The sequence below is a fragment of the Rhodobium orientis genome (assembly GCF_003258835.1).
Taxonomy (GTDB): Bacteria; Pseudomonadota; Alphaproteobacteria; order Rhizobiales; family Rhodobiaceae; genus Rhodobium; species Rhodobium orientis.
In genome coordinates, this window is the sequence record NZ_NPEV01000031.1 from 45,210 (window position 1) to 63,084 (window position 17,875).

The window sequence follows — 17,875 nt, forward strand, 5'->3', positions numbered from 1 at the left end:
TATTTGAAGCCATTCTAGCCGACGATAGTCTGTTGAGCATCTGCTCATCGAAAATCGCGGGTTTTCACCTTGATCTCGCTGATATGCCGATGGGGGTCGAACATGTCGCGTGGCTGAAATCCCTTTGGCGGCAGCCCGCGCGGATCGGGGCCGGGCGCGCCGCGGCGGGCTTCGTCACCGCGACCATGGGGCACCGGAAAGGCGTCCCGGTTGCCAATGCCCGCAAGGTCGGCGGTGAGATCGGTGATCTTTTGGGCGACGAGATGGACCACGTCGCCTTCGCGCTGGATGCGTCCGCGCACGGCCATCATACGCGCGGACAGGACGGTGCGGCGGTTGGCCTCGAAGACCTTCGGCCAGACCACCAGATTGGCGATGCCGGTTTCGTCTTCGAGGGTAATGAACATCACGCCCTTGGCGCTGCCCGGACGTTGCCGCACCAGGACGATGCCGGCCGCCTCCAGCCAGCGTCCGTCACGCTCCTCCATGGCCTGGCGACAGGTGACGATCCGGCTCCGGGAGAGATTGTCCCGCAGGAAGGCAACCGGATGATTGCGCAACGACAGGCCGAGATGGCCGTAATCCTCCACCACCTCGCGGCCCGCTGTCATCGGCCGAAGCACAACCGGGGGCTCGTCGCACTCGGCGCCCGCTCCATCCTCGCGTGCGGCAGCGGCCACAAAGAGAGGAAGAGGGTCGTCGCGCAATGCCTTGATCGCCCATAGCGCTTCGCGGCGGGCAAGGCCGAAGGCCGCGCGGAATCCGTCGGCTTCGGCGATCCGCGTCAGGGCAGCGACCGGAACGCCAGCGCGTTTCCAGAGATCGTCGACGGAGACGAAGGGCCGGTCGGCGCGCGCGGCGGTGATCGTGGCGGCATCCGCATTGGCGAGCCCCTTCACCCGTCGCAGGCCGAGCCGGACGGCGAAACGCGTGTCGTCCTCCGTCGGCTCCAATGTGCAGTCCCAGCGGGAGGCGTTGATGCAGACCGGACGGATCTCGACGCCATGATCGCGCGCGTCCCGGACAATCTGGGCCGGGGCGTAAAAGCCCATGGGTTGGGAATTGAGCAGAGCGGCGCAGAAAACATCCGGGTGCCAGCATTTGAGCCAGGCGGACGCATAGGCGATCAGTGCAAAAGAGGCTGCGTGGCTTTCCGGAAATCCGTAGGAGCCGAAGCCTTCGAGCTGCTTGAATGTCTGTTGGGCAAAGTCCTCGTCATAGCCATTGGCGACCATGCCTGAGACCAGCTTCTCCTCAAAGGCCGAGACACCGCCGGTGAATTTGAAGGTCGCCATGGATTTGCGCAGCATGTCTGCCTCGCCCGGCGTGAATCCGGCGCATTCGATGGCGACCCGCATGGCCTGTTCCTGAAACAGCGGCACGCCGAGCGTCTTGCCGAGCACCTTTTCCAGCTCCGGCTTGGGGTAATGGACGGGCTCGAGACCTTCGCGGCGGCGCAGATAGGGATGCACCATGTCGCCTTGGATCGGACCGGGGCGGACGATCGCGACCTGCACCACCAGATCGTAATAGGTGCGCGGCTTCAGACGCGGCAGCATCGACATCTGCGCGCGCGACTCGATCTGGAAGGTGCCGAGCGTGTCGGCCTTGCGGATCATTGCGTAGGTGCGCGGATCCTCGGCCGGTATGGTAGCAAGATCGAGCCGGATGTCCTTGTGATCGGCCAGGAGGTCCAGACCGCGCTTCATGCAGGTGAGCATGCCGAGGGCCAGAACATCCACCTTCATGAAACGCAGCGCGTCGATGTCGTCCTTGTCCCATTCGATGACCTGCCGGTCGGCCATGGCGGCCGGTTCGATCGGCACAAGATCGTCGAGCCGGTCATGAGTGAGGACGAAACCGCCGGGATGCTGGGACAGATGCCGCGGCGCACCCATGAACTGGCGCGCGAGATCGAGCGTGAGTTTCAGGCGTCGGTCGGCAAGGTTGAGGTTGAGTTCCTTGAGATGGCGTTCGGCAACGCCGTCCTCAGACCAGCCCCAGACCTGGCCTGAAAGGGTCTTGATGAGGTCTTCGGGCAGGCCGAGCGCCTTTCCGACGTCGCGCAGCGCGCCCTTGGTGCGATAGCGGATCACGGTCGAGCAGAGCGCGGCATGATCGCGGCCATAGGTGTCGAACACCCACTGCATGACGATCTCGCGTCGTTCATGCTCGAAATCGACATCGATGTCGGGCGGCTCGCGGCGCTCTTCCGAGACGAAGCGCTCGAAGAGCAGATCGTTGCGGCCCGGATCGATCGAGGTGATGCCCAAGACATAACAGACCGCCGAGTTGGCCGCCGAGCCGCGGCCCTGGCAGAGAATGTCGCGCGAGCGGGCGAAGCTGACGATGCTGTTCACCGTGAGGAAGTAAGGGGCATAGTCGAGCTTCTCGATCAGCCGCAATTCATGCTCGATCGTCGTCCGCACGCTGCCGGGCAGGCCTTCGGGATAGCGCTCCGCAGCGCCGGCCCAGGTGAGGTCTTCGAGCGTCTGTTGCGGGGTCAGGGCCGGATCGTCGCGCTCCTCGGGATATTGATAGGCGAGTTCGTCGAGCGAGAACCGGCAGCGCTCGGTGATCTCGATGGTTCTTGCGAGCGCTTCGGGATAGCGGCTGAACAGCCGGTGCATTTCCTCTGGCGGCTTGAGATAGCGGTCGGCATGGCGTTCGCGCCGATCGCCGAGACCGTCGATGGTGACATTGTGCCGGATGCAGGTAACCACATCCTGCAGGATGCGGCGCCCCGGCTCATGGAACAGCACATCATTGGTGACGATGGTCGGCACCCGCATCTGCGTGGCGAGATTGGCGAGTTCGTGAAGCCGGAGCTGATCGTTGGGCCGCCGCCTGAGCGACAGCGCCAGATAGGCGCGATCGCCGAAGGCGTCGCGCAGCCGCCGGAGCCGCAACCCGCATTCGTCATCGGCGCGATCGGGCACCAACACCGCGAGCAGACCGTCTCCGTAGGCGGCAAGGTCCGCCCATTCGAGATGGCACTTCGCCTTGCCGGCCCGGCCCTTGCCGAGTGACAGCAGACGGCAAAGCCGCGAATAGGCGGGCCGATCGGTCGGATAGACGAGAACCGACATGCCATCGGTCAGATCGAGGCGGCAACCGACAATGAGGCGGACTCCCGTGGCTTTGGCCGCCTCATGGGCGCGCACGATTCCGGCCAGCGAATTGCGGTCGACCACGGCAAGCGCCTCGATGCCGAGCGCGGCGGCCTGGCCGAAGAGCTCGTCACAGGACGAGGCGCCGCGCAGGAAGGAGAAATGCGAGGTGACCTGCAGTTCGGCATAGCGGGGGCCGGTCATCCGAACACTCCATGCAGGAACCATCGGTGCGAGCCGGTTGCCGCGTCCTCGCCGTCGCCGGCGCGGTAGATCCAGTAGCGTTCGCCGGCATCGTCCTCGACGCGGAAATAGTCGCGCACCGCGATCAGCTCCGCGTCGCGCTTCCACCATTCGCCGAAGACGCGCTCGGGGCCATCGGCCCGTTTTACCCGCCGCCGCACGCCGCGCCAAGTGAAGGAAACCGGCGGATGATCGGGCAGAAGCGCGACGGTTTCGATAATCTCGGGCCGGGGCAGCAGGCGCGACGGCCTCGGCCAGTGGTCGGGCCAAGTCGCTCCGGTCTCCGGAGCCGCCGCCGGTATCCGGCAGACCGCACGCTCCGGTACGTCGCTTGCGACGGGGGCAAGGCGGTAGATGGCGCGCTCGCCGACGCGGTTCATCAGCGTATCGACGAGACCGGTGACGTCCGGTGTTTCCTCCTCGATCAGTGTGCTGACCGATTGCCGGCATTCCAGCGGCTCGGCACTGGTGGCGGCAAGGATCATCACCTCGATGCCGAAGCCGGGGTCGATGGTCTCGATCTTGTCGCAGAGAAGCCGGGTCAGGCGAGCCGCATCCCGGACAGGTACCGCCATGCCGACCCGAACCACTTGTGCGCGGTTGTCGACCCGCTGGCAGAGGAGATCGAGCCGGCGAGCGCCGAGACCGCGTGCCTCCAATGCTGCGCAGAGCACTCCGACCAGCTTGCCGATATAGCGGGCGATGGTCTCGGCCGCACCGATGGGCTCGGCGAAGGCGCGGCGGACCTCGATGAGATCGGGCGACTGCACCCGCTCGATCGGCTCCGACAGCACACCGGACGCCTGGTCGAGCCGACGTCCGAGTTCGGGGCCGAAGCGCAGGGTGAGCGGCGCGCGCGGCTGCGCCGACAGGTCGCCGATGCGCTCGAAGCCGAGCACGCGCAAATCGGCCACCATGGGGGCTGGCAGCCGTAGCGCTTCGAGCGGCAAGGCCATCAGCGGCGCCGTGCCATGTCCCCGCGCTGCCACGGTGACAGGTTCGCTGGCAAAACGCGCCAGCGCGTGAGCAGCGCCCCAATTATCGGCGATGGCCGCGCGTGCGGCCACGCCCGACATGGCGAGCCGGCCGATCAGCGTTTCCAGCATGATCTGTTCGCCGCCATGCAGATGATCGGCGCCGGTGGTGTCGATGACGATGCCGTCCGGCGGATCGGCGGCCGCAATCGGCGCGAAACGCCTCAATGCCCAGACCGCGAGCCGTTCCAGCGCCTCGGCATCCGCTACGGGATCGGCATTCTGCGTGACGAGACCGGGCACCAGCACCTGCGCCTTGGTCGCGGGCATTCCAGGGCGAATGCCGGCGGCAAGCGCCGCGGCATCCGCCGCCATCACGACCCGCCTGTTTCCTTCCCGGCCAACCAGGACGAGCGGCGCCTCAACCGGAGGCGCCGCGTTGCCGGCCTTCCGCCGCACCCGGTCGGTGGACCAGGTCGGCAGGAAGAGCGAGACGACCCGCTGCATCGCATGCCTCCAGTTCGAAATCCGCGCTCTCGCCCGCACGGGCGCGAATGAGTTCAACAAGCCAGCGGTGCCGGCCGACGCCGGGCACCGGCAATGCGGTCGATGGCAGTGCAGACACGCGCCAGCGTGTCATTGCGGCGGTGGGCTGGCCGAAATCGGCGGTTTCGGTCTGTCTGCGCCAGCGGCGCAGAGCAATGCCGATCGATTGGGTTTCTTCGGCGGCCAGTTGGAGCCGGCGCGACGCGGTCATGGACAAGCGCGCCACCTCGGCAACAACCGCGCCGAGCCCGCCATGGCGCAGACCTTCCTCCACGCAGGCGAGCACGGTCTTGTCGTCACCGGCCTCGACGTAAATCACGCGATCCGGCGCAAGGCCGGCCTGGGCGAGCGCGGGGGCAAAGAGGTCCGGTCGGGTGATGCACCAAAGGACTTTGCCCTTGGTGCGGGCAGCTATTCCCGCCGCGAACAGCGCGGCAGCGGCACCGTCGACGGCACCGTTGCCGCCGCCTGCAATCTCGTGAAGGGCTCCGATAGCGAGCCCATTGCCCGGAAGGCGCGAGTCAACCTCGGCGATCCCGAACGGGAGAACCGATCTTGCGCGTCTTTCCCGGCCTTCGATCTGGGCGATCTGCGCACGTAATGACTCCAGGGCGACCTTCGGTCCCAAGCTCCTTCTTGACCTCCAAGGGCGGATGTGTCTGCATGTTCTCTATTTGTTCTATCTTTTGCTTGAAAGAGTCAAGGCGCTGTTAGGTGCATGTCGATATGTGGGTTTGGCTCCGACAAGCGCTCGGCGTGGCAAGACCGGCACCGGCGACATGCAGCCCCGAGATGCCTTTGCAGTTTCGATGCAGCGTCTTCCGTCTCAGCCCCTCCCAACTTGCGGAGTGGCCAGTTCCAATTAGCGGGACGTTGACTTCCAATCTGCCGACATGAATAGTTCCAATTGCCGGAGACTCGGAGATTGGATGTTCAAGCGGTTTGTAGAGCGTCGGGCAGAGGAAGCCCTTCTGGATACGCCCGTGGTTCTCATCGTGGGGCCACGTCGGGCGGGCAAGACGACGCTGGTCAAGAAGATGGGGGAAGCTGGCCGCACCTATGTCACGCTGGATGACCAGACCGTGCTGGAAGCCGCCCAGGCCGATCCGGCCGGGTTTATCCGCGGACTGGATCTTGCCATCATCGACGAGATTCAGCGCGCCCCGGACCTGTTGCTCGCCATCAAGAAGACAGTCGACGAGGACTACCGCCCCGGCCGATTTCTTCTCACGGGTTCGGCCAACGTCCTGACCCTGCCGCGTATCGCCGACAGCCTCGCTGGCCGGATGGAAACGCTCCAGATGCTGCCCCTGGCGAGGGCCGAGATCGAAGGCAAGAAGCCGACCTTCCTGGAACGCCTGTTCGAAGGGGACCTGCACAATCAGAGCAACGCAATCGTTGGTGACGATCTCGTCAGCGCCGTCTTGCTTGGCGGTTTTCCCGAGGCCATTGCCCGCGCGAGCGAGCGGCGAAGGCAGGACTGGGCACGGTCCTATCTCACCTCGATCCTCACCCGTGATCTGAGGGACATCGCCGATGTCGAGAAGCTGACCGAGCTTCCGAAATTCGTGCGTCTGCTGGCCGAACACTCCGGCCAGTTGGTCAATTATTCGCAGTTCGGGGCCAGCATCAATGTCAGCCACAAGACGGGGCAGCGCTATGTCGGGCTGCTCGAACAGGTCTTTTTGATCGCGACGCTGCAGCCCTGGTTCACCAATGCGCTGAAGCGCATCGTCAAGACACCGAAGCTGCATTTCCTCGACTCCGGCGTCCTGGCGAGTGCGCGCGGAATGACTTTCGACCGGGTGAAGGCAGATCGCGGGACGTTCGGCGCCCTGCTGGAAACATTCGTTTTCTCGGAAGTGCTCAAGCTGATGACGGCCTCGGACCTGCGTCTGACGCCGCATCACTTCCGGGACAGGGACATGCGCGAGGTCGACATCGTGCTGGAACGTGACGACGGCATGATCGCCGGCATTGAGGTCAAGGCGAGCGCCACGGTCAAGTCCGGCGATTTCGCTGGACTGCGCGCCTTGGCCGAAGCCTGCGGAGACCGTTTCGCGTTCGGCACCGTCCTCTACGACAGCGCGGATGTCGTGCCGTTCGGCGACAAGCTGGCAGCAGCACCGCTATCGAGTCTTTGGAATGGAGATTCGCTGACGAACAAGAAAGTTGAGTCGAGATAATCGACGGAAGGGGGAGCAATGCTCAACAGAGGGTCAGAATGGCGGAGATGGGAACCGCATATTCACGCGCCAGGTACGGTCATGAACAATCAATTCAGTGGCCCAAGCGCGTGGAACGATTATCTGACCGCGCTCGAGCGAGCCACGCCAGTCATCGAGGCAATCGCGGTCACCGACTATTATGTGACAGACACGTACGAAGAGGTGTTGCGACACAAGGCCGCCGGTCGGCTTCCTAGCGCCAAGCTGGTCTTTCCGAACGTCGAACTCCGGCTTGACGTCGCCACGACGAAAGGGGGCTTCGTCAATCTCCACCTGTTCGTCAGCCCGGAAGATCCCCAACATCTCGACGAGCTGCAGCGTTTGCTGTCGCGTCTGCAGTTCAACGTCATGCAGGACCGTTTCGATTGTACGCGGGCCGATCTCATCCGGCTCGGCAAGAAGGCTGATGCCAGCATTACCGATGATCGGGCGGCGCTGGCCTATGGCGTCAACCAGTTCAAGGTCAATTTCCAGAAGCTTCGCGAGGTGTTCTCCGAAAGCGCATGGGCCAAGAAGAACATCCTGATTGCTGTCGCGGGCGGTGCAACGGATGGCACCTCGGGTGTGCGCGAGGCCGCAGATCAAACGATCCGGCGTGAGATTGAGAGCTTCGCCCATGTGATTTTTGCTGGCAGTCCTGCGCAACGTGAATTCTGGCTGGGGCAGAAGAGCCTTGGTCCCGATGAAATCCGTACCCAGTACGGGGGCCTCAAACCCTGCCTGCATGGGAGCGACGCGCACAAACTGGAGGATGTGGCATCGCCATTCGGCGATCGCTTCTCATGGATCAAGGGTGGACTCGAATTTGATGCGCTCCGCCAAGCTTGCATCGATCCCGGCGGGCGCGCCTATGTCGGTGATCAGCCGCCGCGGTCTGCGATGCCGTCGCAGGTTATCTCGCACGTTCGGATTGACGATGCGGATTGGGCGACCGCTCCAGACGTTCCCCTGAACCCCGGACTTGTGGCGATCATCGGTGCGCGGGGATCGGGCAAGACAGCGCTGGCTGATGTGATCGCTGCTGGATGCGACGCGATCACGCCGGCGGGCTGGGATGCTGATGAAAACGTAAGCCCCTCCTTTCTGGCACGAGCGCGCAATCTGATCGGCAGCGCGACGACGACCTTGACTTGGGGCGGCGGCGCAGCGGTCACCCGCGCCCTCAATGGGAGCGATGCAAACGGCCATATGTCGTTCCCGCGTGCCCGGTATCTCTCCCAGCAATTCGTAGAAGAGTTGTGCTCGTCCACGGGCGTGTCCGACGGCCTCGTGGACGAGATCGAACGTGTGATTTTCGAATCCCACTCGCAGGACGACCGCGAATGGGCACTCGACTTCGCGGAGCTGCGCAACCAGCGGACCTCTCGCTTCCAGCAAGCGCGCGAACGCGAGGCGGAAGCGATTGCAGACATCTCTGATCGCATCGCTTCTGAGTTCGAGAAGGAGAGTCTCGTCTCCACCCTCACCACGCAGGTTGGTCAGAAAAAGAAGCTGATCGCCGACTATATGGCCGACCGTGCGAAGCTTGTGGTCAAAGGTACTGAAGCGCAGGTCGCGAGGCACACCCAGCTCAGTGAGGCAGCTCAGAAGCTTAGGAATAAGATACAGGCGAACGGCAATCAGCGCCGTACCTTCATTGCCTTACAGGACGAAGTTCGCAGCATGCGCGCCACGGGCGCTCCTGAAATGCTCCGCCAGGCACAAGCGCGCCACGACAACAGCGGTCTTGACGCCAAGCAGTGGGACGAGTTCCTGTTGATCTACAAGGGTGACGTCGACAAGAGTCTCGCGGCGTACATTGCCTGGGCCGATGGCGAGGTCCGCAAATTCAACGGCGTACCGCCGCCACCCGGCGATCCGAATACGCCGCTAATTGCCGATACCGCTGATCTCTCGACTTTGCCACTCGCTCCGATCGTCGCTGAAATGACGCGCCTTGAAGCGCTGTTCAGCGCCGACAAGCTGGTCCGCGATCAATACACCGCACTGACCGGCCGCATCGCGCAGGAGAACTCTGCGCTTCAAACGCTTGAGACCAGGCTGACCGATGCGCAGGGTGCGGCGGCACGCCGCAAGGAGCTTCAGACCGAACGCGATGACACTTACGGTCGCGTATTCGAGGCGATCATCAACGAACAAGACGCGCTTGCTGGACTCTACGCCCCGCTGATGGCGCGGCTGGCGGAATCATCGGGCACACTGAGGAAGCTGAGCTTCTCGGTTCGCAGGATCGCCGACGTTCAAGCGTGGGGCACGATCGCCGAAGAAGAGCTTCTCGACCGCCGCAAGGCCGGGCCGTTCTACGGTCGAGGTTCGCTGATCACTGCCGCCACAGAAGCGTTGAAGCGGGCTTGGGAAAGTGGTTCGGCGGTCGAAGTGCAGTCAGCTATGACAGCATTTATGGCAAGGTACTTGAAGGACTTGCTTTCGCACGCGCCGTACGCGCCAACGCAGCAAGCCGAGTATCGAGCTTGGTCGAAGCAGCTTGCCCATTGGCTCTTCGGCACCGACCACATCACGGTTCGCTACGAAATCGCCTATGACGGTGTCGACATTCGCAAGCTGTCGCCCGGCACACGCGGTATCGTGTTGTTGCTGCTCTATCTCGCTCTCGACGATTCAGACGATCGTCCGCTGATTATCGACCAGCCTGAGGAAAATCTCGATCCCAAATCTGTGTTCGATGAGTTGGTGGCACTATTCATTGCAGCTAAGGCAAAGCGGCAGGTGATTATGGTCACCCATAATGCCAATCTCGTCATCAACACCGATGCGGACCAGATCATCGTAGCGGCTGCTGGTCCGCACCCCTCGGGCGGTCTCCCGCCGATAACTTATTTGTCGGGTGGGCTGGAGAGCGCGGAAATCCGCAAATCGGTGTGTGACATCTTGGAAGGGGGCGAGGCCGCCTTCCGCGAAAGGGCGCGGCGCCTTCGAGTGAGGTTGGAACGATGAATCGGCGGATCAAAACACCGAAGAACACATTGGCCGCTACAGGGATATTCGAATGAGATTTGTCGTTGAGTTCCGGTCGGGAAAATCACCGACGACCAATCGGTATCCGCATGCTGTGCTCGTCCAGGACAACTGGGACGACTACGGGTACAAAACAACTTTCCAAGTCACGTTGCACTTGTCAGCAGATGAAAGCTACGATCTTGGAAATATCAAGATTATTCAAACGGGGCGTTCCAGTGGCTATACCGAAATGCCCAAGCGCGCTTTTCGTGAGCTGCCCGAGAGCCATGCGTCACTGGGCGCAGATCTCGACTACTATGAAACGATCTACAAGCTCGGACGAGGTGTCTTTGAGCCCTACTTGAGGGGTCTTCGAGACGTCGCGTTCGACGACGAGATAAAAGCTGGCGTCGAGGATAGCGAAGCATATCAGGTTTCGCTGCTACGCTTTAGCGGGGCGAAGCGTACGATCGCCGACGCTGCACGATTGCTGCGTGCAGACGCGCTACCAGCAAGACGGCGAAGCGCAGGATTCAAGGTCAAATTCAAAACGCGAGTGGCACGCAATTCGAACGCGTTCACGATCGAGTTCGATTTTCAGCGCAGGGGCCGGTTGCCCAATCGAATCAATGCGCTGATTGGATACAATGGGACAGGTAAAACCCGCCTACTATCCAACCTCGCTATCGTCGCGAGCGGCTTTGGATATGGTAGCAAGAAAGATGTCCTTGAAGATACAGCGGGCCGGTTCGTCGGTAATGCGCCGCCATTCAAGACAGTGGTTGTGGTGTCCTACAGCGCGTTCGACACGTTTGTCATTCCGGGAGGCACCGAGGAGGAGAAGGAGAGGCTCCAGGACAGCGGAGAAATATTCGGTTACGTCTATTGCGGCCTTCGCGAGCGATCGGACGATGATGCACCCGATGACGAGCAGGCTTATCGGTTGCGCACGCCGTCGGAAATCGAGGCGGAGTTCTTAGCTGCACTCAAGCGGGTTCGCGAGGCCGACCGGCTGGAGAACCTGTTGGAGGTGTTGAAACCGCTCCTTCGTGACCCATCGTTTCAACGCATTGGTTTGACCCAGCTCTATGCCAATCGGGATGAGGAAGACCTGGCGGAACTCTTTCGCGGATTGAGCAGTGGGCACAAGGTCGTCCTCAAGATCGTCACCGAACTCACGGCGCATATCTCAGGGTCGGAACCAACCCTGGTACTGATCGACGAGCCAGAAACCCACCTTCATCCGCCGCTGCTCGCCGCGTTCCTCAAGAGTGTGCGTGACTGCCTCGAAGCCTTCGACGGTTATGCGATCATTGCCACTCACTCGCCTGTGGTTTTGCAGGAAACACCGGCGAAGTATGTCCATGTGCTTCGCAGGTTAGCCGACCAGAACCGCGTTGTGTCTCCGAGTGTGGAGACGTTTGCCGAGAACATAGGCGTCATAACGCAGGAGGTGTTCAATCTCGGTGATGGCTCGACCGATTGGCACGAGACGCTGAGGGCATTGGCGCGCCGGAACACTCTCGAGGAGATTGAAGAAGCCTTCGGCCGCAAGCTTGGTTTCGCGGCGCGCTCCTACGTATTGAGCATTCGCGATGAGATGGAGGAGTAGCGGGATGCGTTCGATTCCGCTGCTGGCCGTCGACGCGACGGACGTTTTTGATGATATCGCCGCAGCCAAGCGTCAGCCGCGACGGCGACGTATGTTGGCAGTACGCGCTAGGGTGCTCTCCGCCTACCAAGACTATGACGCTGCTGTCCCGGAAGTCGGCGGCTTGGCAGAAGTCCAGATGACCAATTTGCAGAAAGATGCGATGCGTCACGCATATACGGTGGAGACCCAGCCGATGACGCAGCTCCGCGGCGATCTTCTGAAGAGGATTAGCGTCGCACGTTGTCCATTCTGCGGGATCAGCGAGTCGTCGACACTGGATCACTATTTGCCCAAGGAGCAATTTCCGGAGTTCTCAGTCTTCCCAAAGAATCTCTGTCCGAGTTGTGCGGTGTGCAACACGCGCAAGCGAGACCGAATTCTGGACGAAGGAACGAACGTGCGCATGTTCCTGCATCCTTGCTATGACCAGATCCCGGACATGGGATTCTTGGTGGTGCGAGTGAGGGTGGAGGCAGACGCACTGGTACTTTCGTACCGTCTCGTCCGACCTGCCGGTATGGCGCTTCAAGTATTCCAGCATTTGCAGTCGCACTTCAACGAGTTGAACCTCGCGGATCGCTACAGAAGGATGGGGTTGGAGCATTTGGGAGGGCAGTACCCCGCACTTCGCCGAGCTTATGGATTGGGTGAAGATGCCGAACGGGTTGCGGAAAAACTCAGAGAGGGCGCAGAGGATTTTGAGGAAGTGTTTGGCCCTAACTACTGGCTGGCGAAGCTGTATCGAGCGATGGCTGACAACGAAGATTTCTGCGACGGTGGTTTCGAGACAGTTCGGGTTCATGCGCATCCGGTGCATGAATGATGTCGATTTGGCGCAAAAAAATCTGCGGGCGCCAGGGCAGCAACGGTGCCAGGACCGGCTACACCTTAATGATCAGGCCGAAACCTGGTCCGCGCTCTGCAGCATGCTGGAGCTACGTTTCCGCGCTGAAGTTTCCGGCTGTGGGGACGTCATCGTTGAGCAGATCTCTTCGGCGACACGATTTGCGGCAGCAACTAGAACCTCGTCGAGGTGGTGTACATAGCGGCTGGTGACGGATCCGGCGGAGTGACCGAGCAAAGCGGCAATTGTTGGTTCTGAATAGCCGAGGTCGCCGGCAACAGAAGCGTAAGAATGGCGCAACGTGTGGGGTGTGACGCCTTCCAAATTTGCGCGTCTCGCAATGCGCCTCCACCCGTTAGGCATACCACCGAACGACGACCCACCGCGTGCGGGTGCTAGAACGGTGTCGCAGTCGTCATCGCGGTCGATCATCCGGACATGGTTCAGAAACGCCAAGCCGATGGGGCGAACGGAGGCGCCTTCCTTACTGTCCGTCAAACGGAGACAGCCACCGCCTTCATCAACCTCGTCCCATTTCAGATTGGTGATTTCTCCCAATCGGCAACCGCTGAGTGCGAGCAACCATGCGCCATCGACGACTTGCGTGGTCTCACCTTCAGCAGATGCCTGACACAACGCTCGCCCGAGTTGCCGGTATTCGTCAGGGGTCAAGCGGCGCTCTCTTCGGTTGTCCGCCGGCCGCTTCACGCCCAGGACGGGATTGGTCTCAATCAGCCCTTCGGAAACTGCAAACGAGAAAATTCCGCCCAGCAGTCCAGTCGTTCGAGCGGCCGTGCCATTGCCTCCGCGGACAATCGATTTCCCGCGCAGCTTATCTGTCTTCGCGACTTTTGCAGTTTTGCCGGTGGCCACGTCCCTCAAGAACTTATTGATGTCCGCCTTGGAGACATCAATCACGCGCTTGGAGCCGAGAAGAGGGACGATGTGGCGGTCGATCCTCCCGCGGTCGACGTACAGGGTGCTCTCCTTCTTTGGCCGGTTTCCCTTGCCAAGGATCAGTCCGTTTTCGGCGGCATCCATGTAATTCTCACACAGCTCCTGAACGGTAAGCGACTTGCGGCGGGTGACACGCTCACCAGCAGGATCCTCTCCGCGCGAAACATCAGCCAGTGCTTCGATCGCCAGCTTACGGGCTTGTTCGGCGGTGATGACACCGTGCCGTCCCAGCGACATTCGTCGGCGGACGTCCTGCGCGTTCCGGTAGTCGACGAAGTAGGTCCGGGTTCCGCTTGGCAAGATGAATGCGCCGAACCCCTTAAGGTCACTGCACCAGATGGTGAACTGCTTTTCGCGGGGCTTGGCGCGCTCGACCACTGTCTTCGTCAATCTGGGCATGACGTCCTCCAAAAAACTCACCAAAAACTCACCACGAGATGGTAGGTTCTAGCGTATTGGAGGATATCCATGGAATTGACAACAGTCAAGATATAGCTGTAAAATCAGCATGTTATAGAGGCACCGGATAGTATGGCGAACTCTAGGATGCCTTGCAGTTTTGCCCTCCGAAGGCAGAGGTCAGAGGTTCGAATCCTCTCGGGTGCGCCAGTTTCGTAAATTATTTCAATATCTTAGATCAGTATTCGCTTGGTGCGCGGCCTCTTCAATCTTGGTTCGCGGAAGCATCCCGTTGCTTTTTCACTGGTAACCGGGCGCGAAATTTGTGCTCATTCTGGCATCTCGATGAGTGAAATATCGCGTATTCAAGTAAGCTGCGCGATTTGATCGCCTAGATCTTGGGGACGGAACATTGTCTTCATAGGCAGCAGTGAACTCAAGGCGTTAACGGGGCTGGTTGCCGACAGTCCGGTTTGTGGATGGGGTAAGCGGATAGCCGCCCTAAGCGGATAGCCGCCCTTAATCGCTGTCGCACCGAATAGTCCGCATGTGCAAATTGCCCGCCTTGCGAGAGAGATTGATCGCAAAAGGATTCCCGGCCGTCGCGCTTGATCGAGCGCTGCGATAGGCCCCGACTACGCCCTGGCGTTACGTTGCCGTTCTCGCTTAATCCTATAGCGCTCTCGAAATATACTGGTCGTCATTGTATTATGATTGAGACGCGAGGGAGGATGAATGTCGAAGAACATCGTCATTCTGTTGGATGGAACGTCCAACTCGATCAGTAAAGATCGCACCAATGTTCTGCGTCTTTATGGCGTGCTCAAGAAGGACAATCGTCAGCTTGTTTACTATGATCCCGGCGTCGGAACGCTCGGAGCCGATGGTGCGTGGTCTCGCTTCTTGCGTGAAGCCTATGAGATTTGGGGCCTCGCGACCGGGTGGGGTCTCGATCGCAACGTCAAAGATGCCTATCGGTTCATAGTTGAAAATTATGATGCTGGAAAAAGCAGCGAAGACGGCGAGCGCGATCAGATCTACATTTTTGGATTTAGTCGTGGCGCCTACAGCGCGCGTGTTTTGGCGGGCTTCATTCATGCGGTCGGACTGATGGCGCCGCGCAATCTCAATTTGCTGGATTATGCCTACCGCGCTTACAAAAGCGTTGGCGAGAATGAGAAGGCGGAAGCGTTTGAGGAGGTACGGCTGTATGAGCGGATTCTTGTACCCGATCGCGTACCGATCCGAATGCTTGGCCTGTTCGATACGGTAGCTTCGGTCATCGAAAGCGGTCCCAGCGGTCTGCGGCTTAAGTCCCACGCATTCACCAGCCGAAACACGAGCGTGGAATCTGTGAGCCACGCCGTGGCGTTGGACGAGCGGCGTACCATGTTCCGACCTCAGCTTTGGCCGTCCGGTCAAGAATATTGGGGTAATCCGTTCAATAGTGACGCTGCCGTACCGCAGGATGTTGAAGAGGTCTGGTTTGCCGGCGGGCATGGCGATGTCGGTGGCGGATATCCCGAGAAGGAGAGCCAACTCGGTAAGGTAGCCCTCGTCTGGATGATCGATCAGGCGAGAAGCTGTGGACTGCTATTCAGCACGGCAAGTATCAATTCTCTCGTTCATGGGAAGCGCAAGGATTCCAAATATGTGGCCCCCGATCCTCTTGGACAGAGTCACAATACAATGACAGCGGCATGGTCGATTGTTGAATTCATCCCGCGTCGAAAACCTAGGAACTCCAGGCGATGGTCGATTTTCGGGATCACGTTTCCGCTCTTTGAGCGTCGGGACGTGCCGTCCGGCGCAAAAATTCATGCGTCGGTTCGGGCCCGTCAAGCTGGGCTGGGCTATTGGCCAGCCAATCTTCCGGAATCAGTGCAGAGCGACCCGATCGAAGAAGGGTGCAAAGACCTGTGACGATAGAGTTCGAACATCTCTCGCCCTACGTATCGCTGACTGCGTTTGACCACGAGGGCGGCGAGCTTGCTGAGAAAGGCAATGCCCTCATCGACATATTGAATGGCTTTACTGAGAAGGATCTAGACAAGCCGGGGTTCCTGGATCGGCAGCTGACAACCGACGGAATGCTAACGACTCAACATGCCGACACAGAATTTGGATTTGTCGCATACGAAGAAAGACGACGTCCCTCCTGGTATAACGGCAACGAGCTTGAAGACTGCATCAACCATTTCATTCTCTTCGCCCAACAAGGCGATCACTTTGCTTTGGTGTTCTCCGACAATGGAATGCGCGAGCGCATGGTTGTCCGGGTCATCGAGGCGGGAGATGGCGTTCTGTCTGCGCTTCAGCTGCTGGGCTCGGCCCACGTTAACGCGGCCTTCGTTGGCAGGGAGGTAAAGACGTTATGGCTGTCGGGAACACACCGCAGGACTACGACCAAAGCAGATTCGAAAATACTCTCCGGCCTCGAACTCGAATCGGCGCTAAATCCGCTTGAGGACCAAAGCTATTTCTACAGTTCGGTGCGCACGGCGTTTCCTTACGATGAAGATGGCGGCATTCCCGGGAGCAAGATTGTTGGCAGCAACCCGACCAAGAGCAGGGTGTGGCTCGGCCCGACGCGGGACTGGGAATCCTTTGCCGAGTTCGTGGACAAGCTACTTAGGCGGATCGCTGCGACCGATGGGGAAGCGGACGCGGGGACCGGGTCCGCTTTGCCGATTTTGGCGCAGCCGGTGGAGAGCGTTGGAGATGCCAAAAGTCCGTATGATCTCGCGATCATAGTTCCGGAGGTTTTGTACAGCGATTATCAGAACGATGCAGACGATGCCTGGCTCCACGAGTTTCAGGACGCTGCGCGGTTTGAGATTACGTCGGATGGCGATATCGCAGATTTCACTGCGTCGGTCAGTTGGGGCGATATTCCTTACGGCAGGATCGCTTACCGGTTTGCCGATCGACCCAAAGGTGGGGTCTTGCTGGAAACCGAGGTGTTGGACTGGAACGATGACGAGCTTCGGTCCGAAGAAGTCCAGAAAATCTGTAGAAAGGCGGACTTCCTCACCGCATATTATGACAGCAGCCATACCTTTGCGCGCGGATCGTTCTACCAAACACGTTTCCGCGACGCGCAGTTCACGGACTGGAAATGGGTCGACCTCGGTGGATTTGAGGTGAAGGCGGAGAAGCCCCTGACTGGGCCCAATAACCGTACGCTTGATGTTGAAGGAATGGGCGAAGCGAGCGACACTTCATTGTTCGGTTACACGGTCAAGAAATGGTTCGAGCTTCAGGGCCATGACGCTCCGGTGGGATGGTTGGCGTGCGATGATGGTTCAATGGAGTCTGCTGACTTCATTCATTACGACCCGGACAAACGGGAGCTGTCTCTTATCCACGTCAAAGGCAGCGGGTCCGACAGTGATAATCGCGGGATATCGGTGACAGACTATGAGGTGGTAGTAGGCCAAGCTGTCAAGAATATTCGGTACCTCGATCGAACGAACATTGCCGACAAGCTCAGGGAGGGGGCGGGGAACCAGATCGCTTCAGCCGTATGGCTCGATGGCGAACGGCAACCTGATCGAGAAGGAATGATCTCTGCCATCGAGGAGGTCGGTTCGAACTACTCGAAAAAGGTGATCGTATTTCAGCCTCGTGTCTTGCAATCAAAATTGTCTGCAGTTCGCCAAAGCATCGCAGATGGGGCAGACAACGACATAGCGCGCCGGCTGAAGCAGCTTGATGCTCTCCTCCTCGCCGCCCGCGCGGAATGCAACGGGCTTGGCGCCGAATTCTCTGTGGTCGGCGACATCAGTTAGGAGGCAGTGCTTCGGTTTTCGATAGCATGCGCCACGGACGGACCATAGGCCATCTATTTTCTGTTTGGTATGGCAGTTTGCAAGCACTAAAGCGCCTTGCGATTGATCTGAATCGATAGGGGATTCCCACCGGAGGTTTTGTCTGATTCACTTTCCTTGAGGAGGAGAGTG

The 17,875-nt window shown here is 60.1% G+C and carries 10 protein-coding genes and 1 tRNA gene; 7 read left to right on the plus strand and 4 right to left on the minus strand.

Going from position 1 to position 17,875, the window contains the following annotated elements; all coding sequences use genetic code 11:
* Nucleotides 1-44: 44 nt before the first annotated feature.
* Genes CH339_RS14470 through CH339_RS14480 form a run of 3 tightly spaced genes read right to left on the minus strand, consistent with a single transcriptional unit; the run spans nucleotide 45 to nucleotide 5,501 of the window.
* On the minus strand, nucleotides 45-3,314 hold the full coding sequence (locus tag CH339_RS14470; protein WP_111435071.1) for an error-prone DNA polymerase: 3,270 nt from the start codon (nucleotides 3,312-3,314) through the stop codon (nucleotides 45-47).
* On the minus strand, nucleotides 3,311-4,834 hold the full coding sequence (locus CH339_RS14475) for a DUF6504 family protein (RefSeq protein ID WP_111435072.1): 1,524 nt from the start codon (nucleotides 4,832-4,834) through the stop codon (nucleotides 3,311-3,313). The genes CH339_RS14470 and CH339_RS14475 overlap by 4 nt, the downstream gene beginning before the upstream one ends.
* A complete protein-coding gene (locus CH339_RS14480; protein ID WP_111435073.1) occupies nucleotides 4,749-5,501 on the minus strand; it encodes an ImuA family protein in 753 nt (250 codons plus the stop codon). Before CH339_RS14480 ends, CH339_RS14475 begins: the two co-directional genes overlap by 86 nt.
* Nucleotides 5,502-5,802: 301 nt before the next feature.
* Here CH339_RS14480 and CH339_RS14485 point away from each other — a divergent pair, with 301 nt between their 5' ends.
* Genes CH339_RS14485 through CH339_RS14500 form a run of 4 tightly spaced genes read left to right on the plus strand, consistent with a single transcriptional unit; the run spans nucleotide 5,803 to nucleotide 12,536 of the window.
* Nucleotides 5,803-7,059: an ATP-binding protein gene (locus CH339_RS14485; RefSeq protein ID WP_111435074.1), complete on the plus strand. Its 1,257-nt coding sequence runs from the start codon at nucleotides 5,803-5,805 to the stop codon at nucleotides 7,057-7,059.
* Between the two features lie 18 nt (nucleotides 7,060-7,077).
* The gene (locus CH339_RS14490) at nucleotides 7,078-10,056 is read left to right on the plus strand and encodes a TrlF family AAA-like ATPase (protein ID WP_111435075.1); all 2,979 of its coding nucleotides are present in this window, start codon (nucleotides 7,078-7,080) and stop codon (nucleotides 10,054-10,056) included.
* Nucleotides 10,057-10,108: 52 nt separating this feature from the next.
* Nucleotides 10,109-11,671: an AAA family ATPase gene (locus CH339_RS14495; protein ID WP_111435076.1), complete on the plus strand. Its 1,563-nt coding sequence runs from the start codon at nucleotides 10,109-10,111 to the stop codon at nucleotides 11,669-11,671.
* Between the two features lie 4 nt (nucleotides 11,672-11,675).
* Entirely contained in the window at nucleotides 11,676-12,536 is an 861-nt protein-coding gene (locus tag CH339_RS14500; RefSeq protein ID WP_111435077.1) for an HNH endonuclease, read from the plus strand.
* Between the two features lie 72 nt (nucleotides 12,537-12,608).
* Here CH339_RS14500 and CH339_RS14505 read toward each other — a convergent pair whose 3' ends face one another.
* Nucleotides 12,609-13,913: a site-specific integrase gene (locus tag CH339_RS14505; RefSeq protein WP_111435083.1), complete on the minus strand. Its 1,305-nt coding sequence runs from the start codon at nucleotides 13,911-13,913 to the stop codon at nucleotides 12,609-12,611.
* Between the two features lie 120 nt (nucleotides 13,914-14,033).
* Here CH339_RS14505 and CH339_RS24725 point away from each other — a divergent pair.
* The 3 genes from CH339_RS24725 to CH339_RS14515 all read left to right on the plus strand — a co-directional run bounded on the left by CH339_RS24725 (nucleotide 14,034) and on the right by CH339_RS14515 (nucleotide 17,704).
* Nucleotides 14,034-14,123: transfer RNA gene (locus tag CH339_RS24725), tRNA-Ser, on the plus strand.
* Nucleotides 14,124-14,648: 525 nt separating this feature from the next.
* The gene (locus CH339_RS14510; protein ID WP_111435078.1) at nucleotides 14,649-15,836 is read left to right on the plus strand and encodes a T6SS phospholipase effector Tle1-like catalytic domain-containing protein; all 1,188 of its coding nucleotides are present in this window, start codon (nucleotides 14,649-14,651) and stop codon (nucleotides 15,834-15,836) included.
* Complete coding sequence (locus CH339_RS14515) at nucleotides 15,833-17,704, plus strand: hypothetical protein (protein ID WP_111435079.1); 1,872 nt, start codon at nucleotides 15,833-15,835, stop codon at nucleotides 17,702-17,704. Before CH339_RS14510 ends, CH339_RS14515 begins: the two co-directional genes overlap by 4 nt.
* Nucleotides 17,705-17,875: the final 171 nt, after the last annotated feature.

Excerpts from the sequence above, each read along its gene's own strand:
- CH339_RS14470 (WP_111435071.1), bottom strand. The coding sequence starts at position 3,314 with ATGACCGGCCCCCGCTATGCCGAACTGCAGGTCACCTCGCATTTCTCC.
- CH339_RS14475 (WP_111435072.1), bottom strand. The coding sequence starts at position 4,834 with ATGCAGCGGGTCGTCTCGCTCTTCCTGCCGACCTGGTCCACCGACCGG.
- CH339_RS14485 (WP_111435074.1), top strand. The coding sequence starts at position 5,803 with ATGTTCAAGCGGTTTGTAGAGCGTCGGGCAGAGGAAGCCCTTCTGGAT.
- CH339_RS14490 (WP_111435075.1), top strand. The coding sequence starts at position 7,078 with ATGCTCAACAGAGGGTCAGAATGGCGGAGATGGGAACCGCATATTCAC.
- CH339_RS14495 (WP_111435076.1), top strand. The coding sequence starts at position 10,109 with ATGAGATTTGTCGTTGAGTTCCGGTCGGGAAAATCACCGACGACCAAT.
- CH339_RS14500 (WP_111435077.1), top strand. The coding sequence starts at position 11,676 with ATGCGTTCGATTCCGCTGCTGGCCGTCGACGCGACGGACGTTTTTGAT.
- CH339_RS14505 (WP_111435083.1), bottom strand. The coding sequence starts at position 13,913 with ATGCCCAGATTGACGAAGACAGTGGTCGAGCGCGCCAAGCCCCGCGAA.
- CH339_RS14510 (WP_111435078.1), top strand. The coding sequence starts at position 14,649 with ATGTCGAAGAACATCGTCATTCTGTTGGATGGAACGTCCAACTCGATC.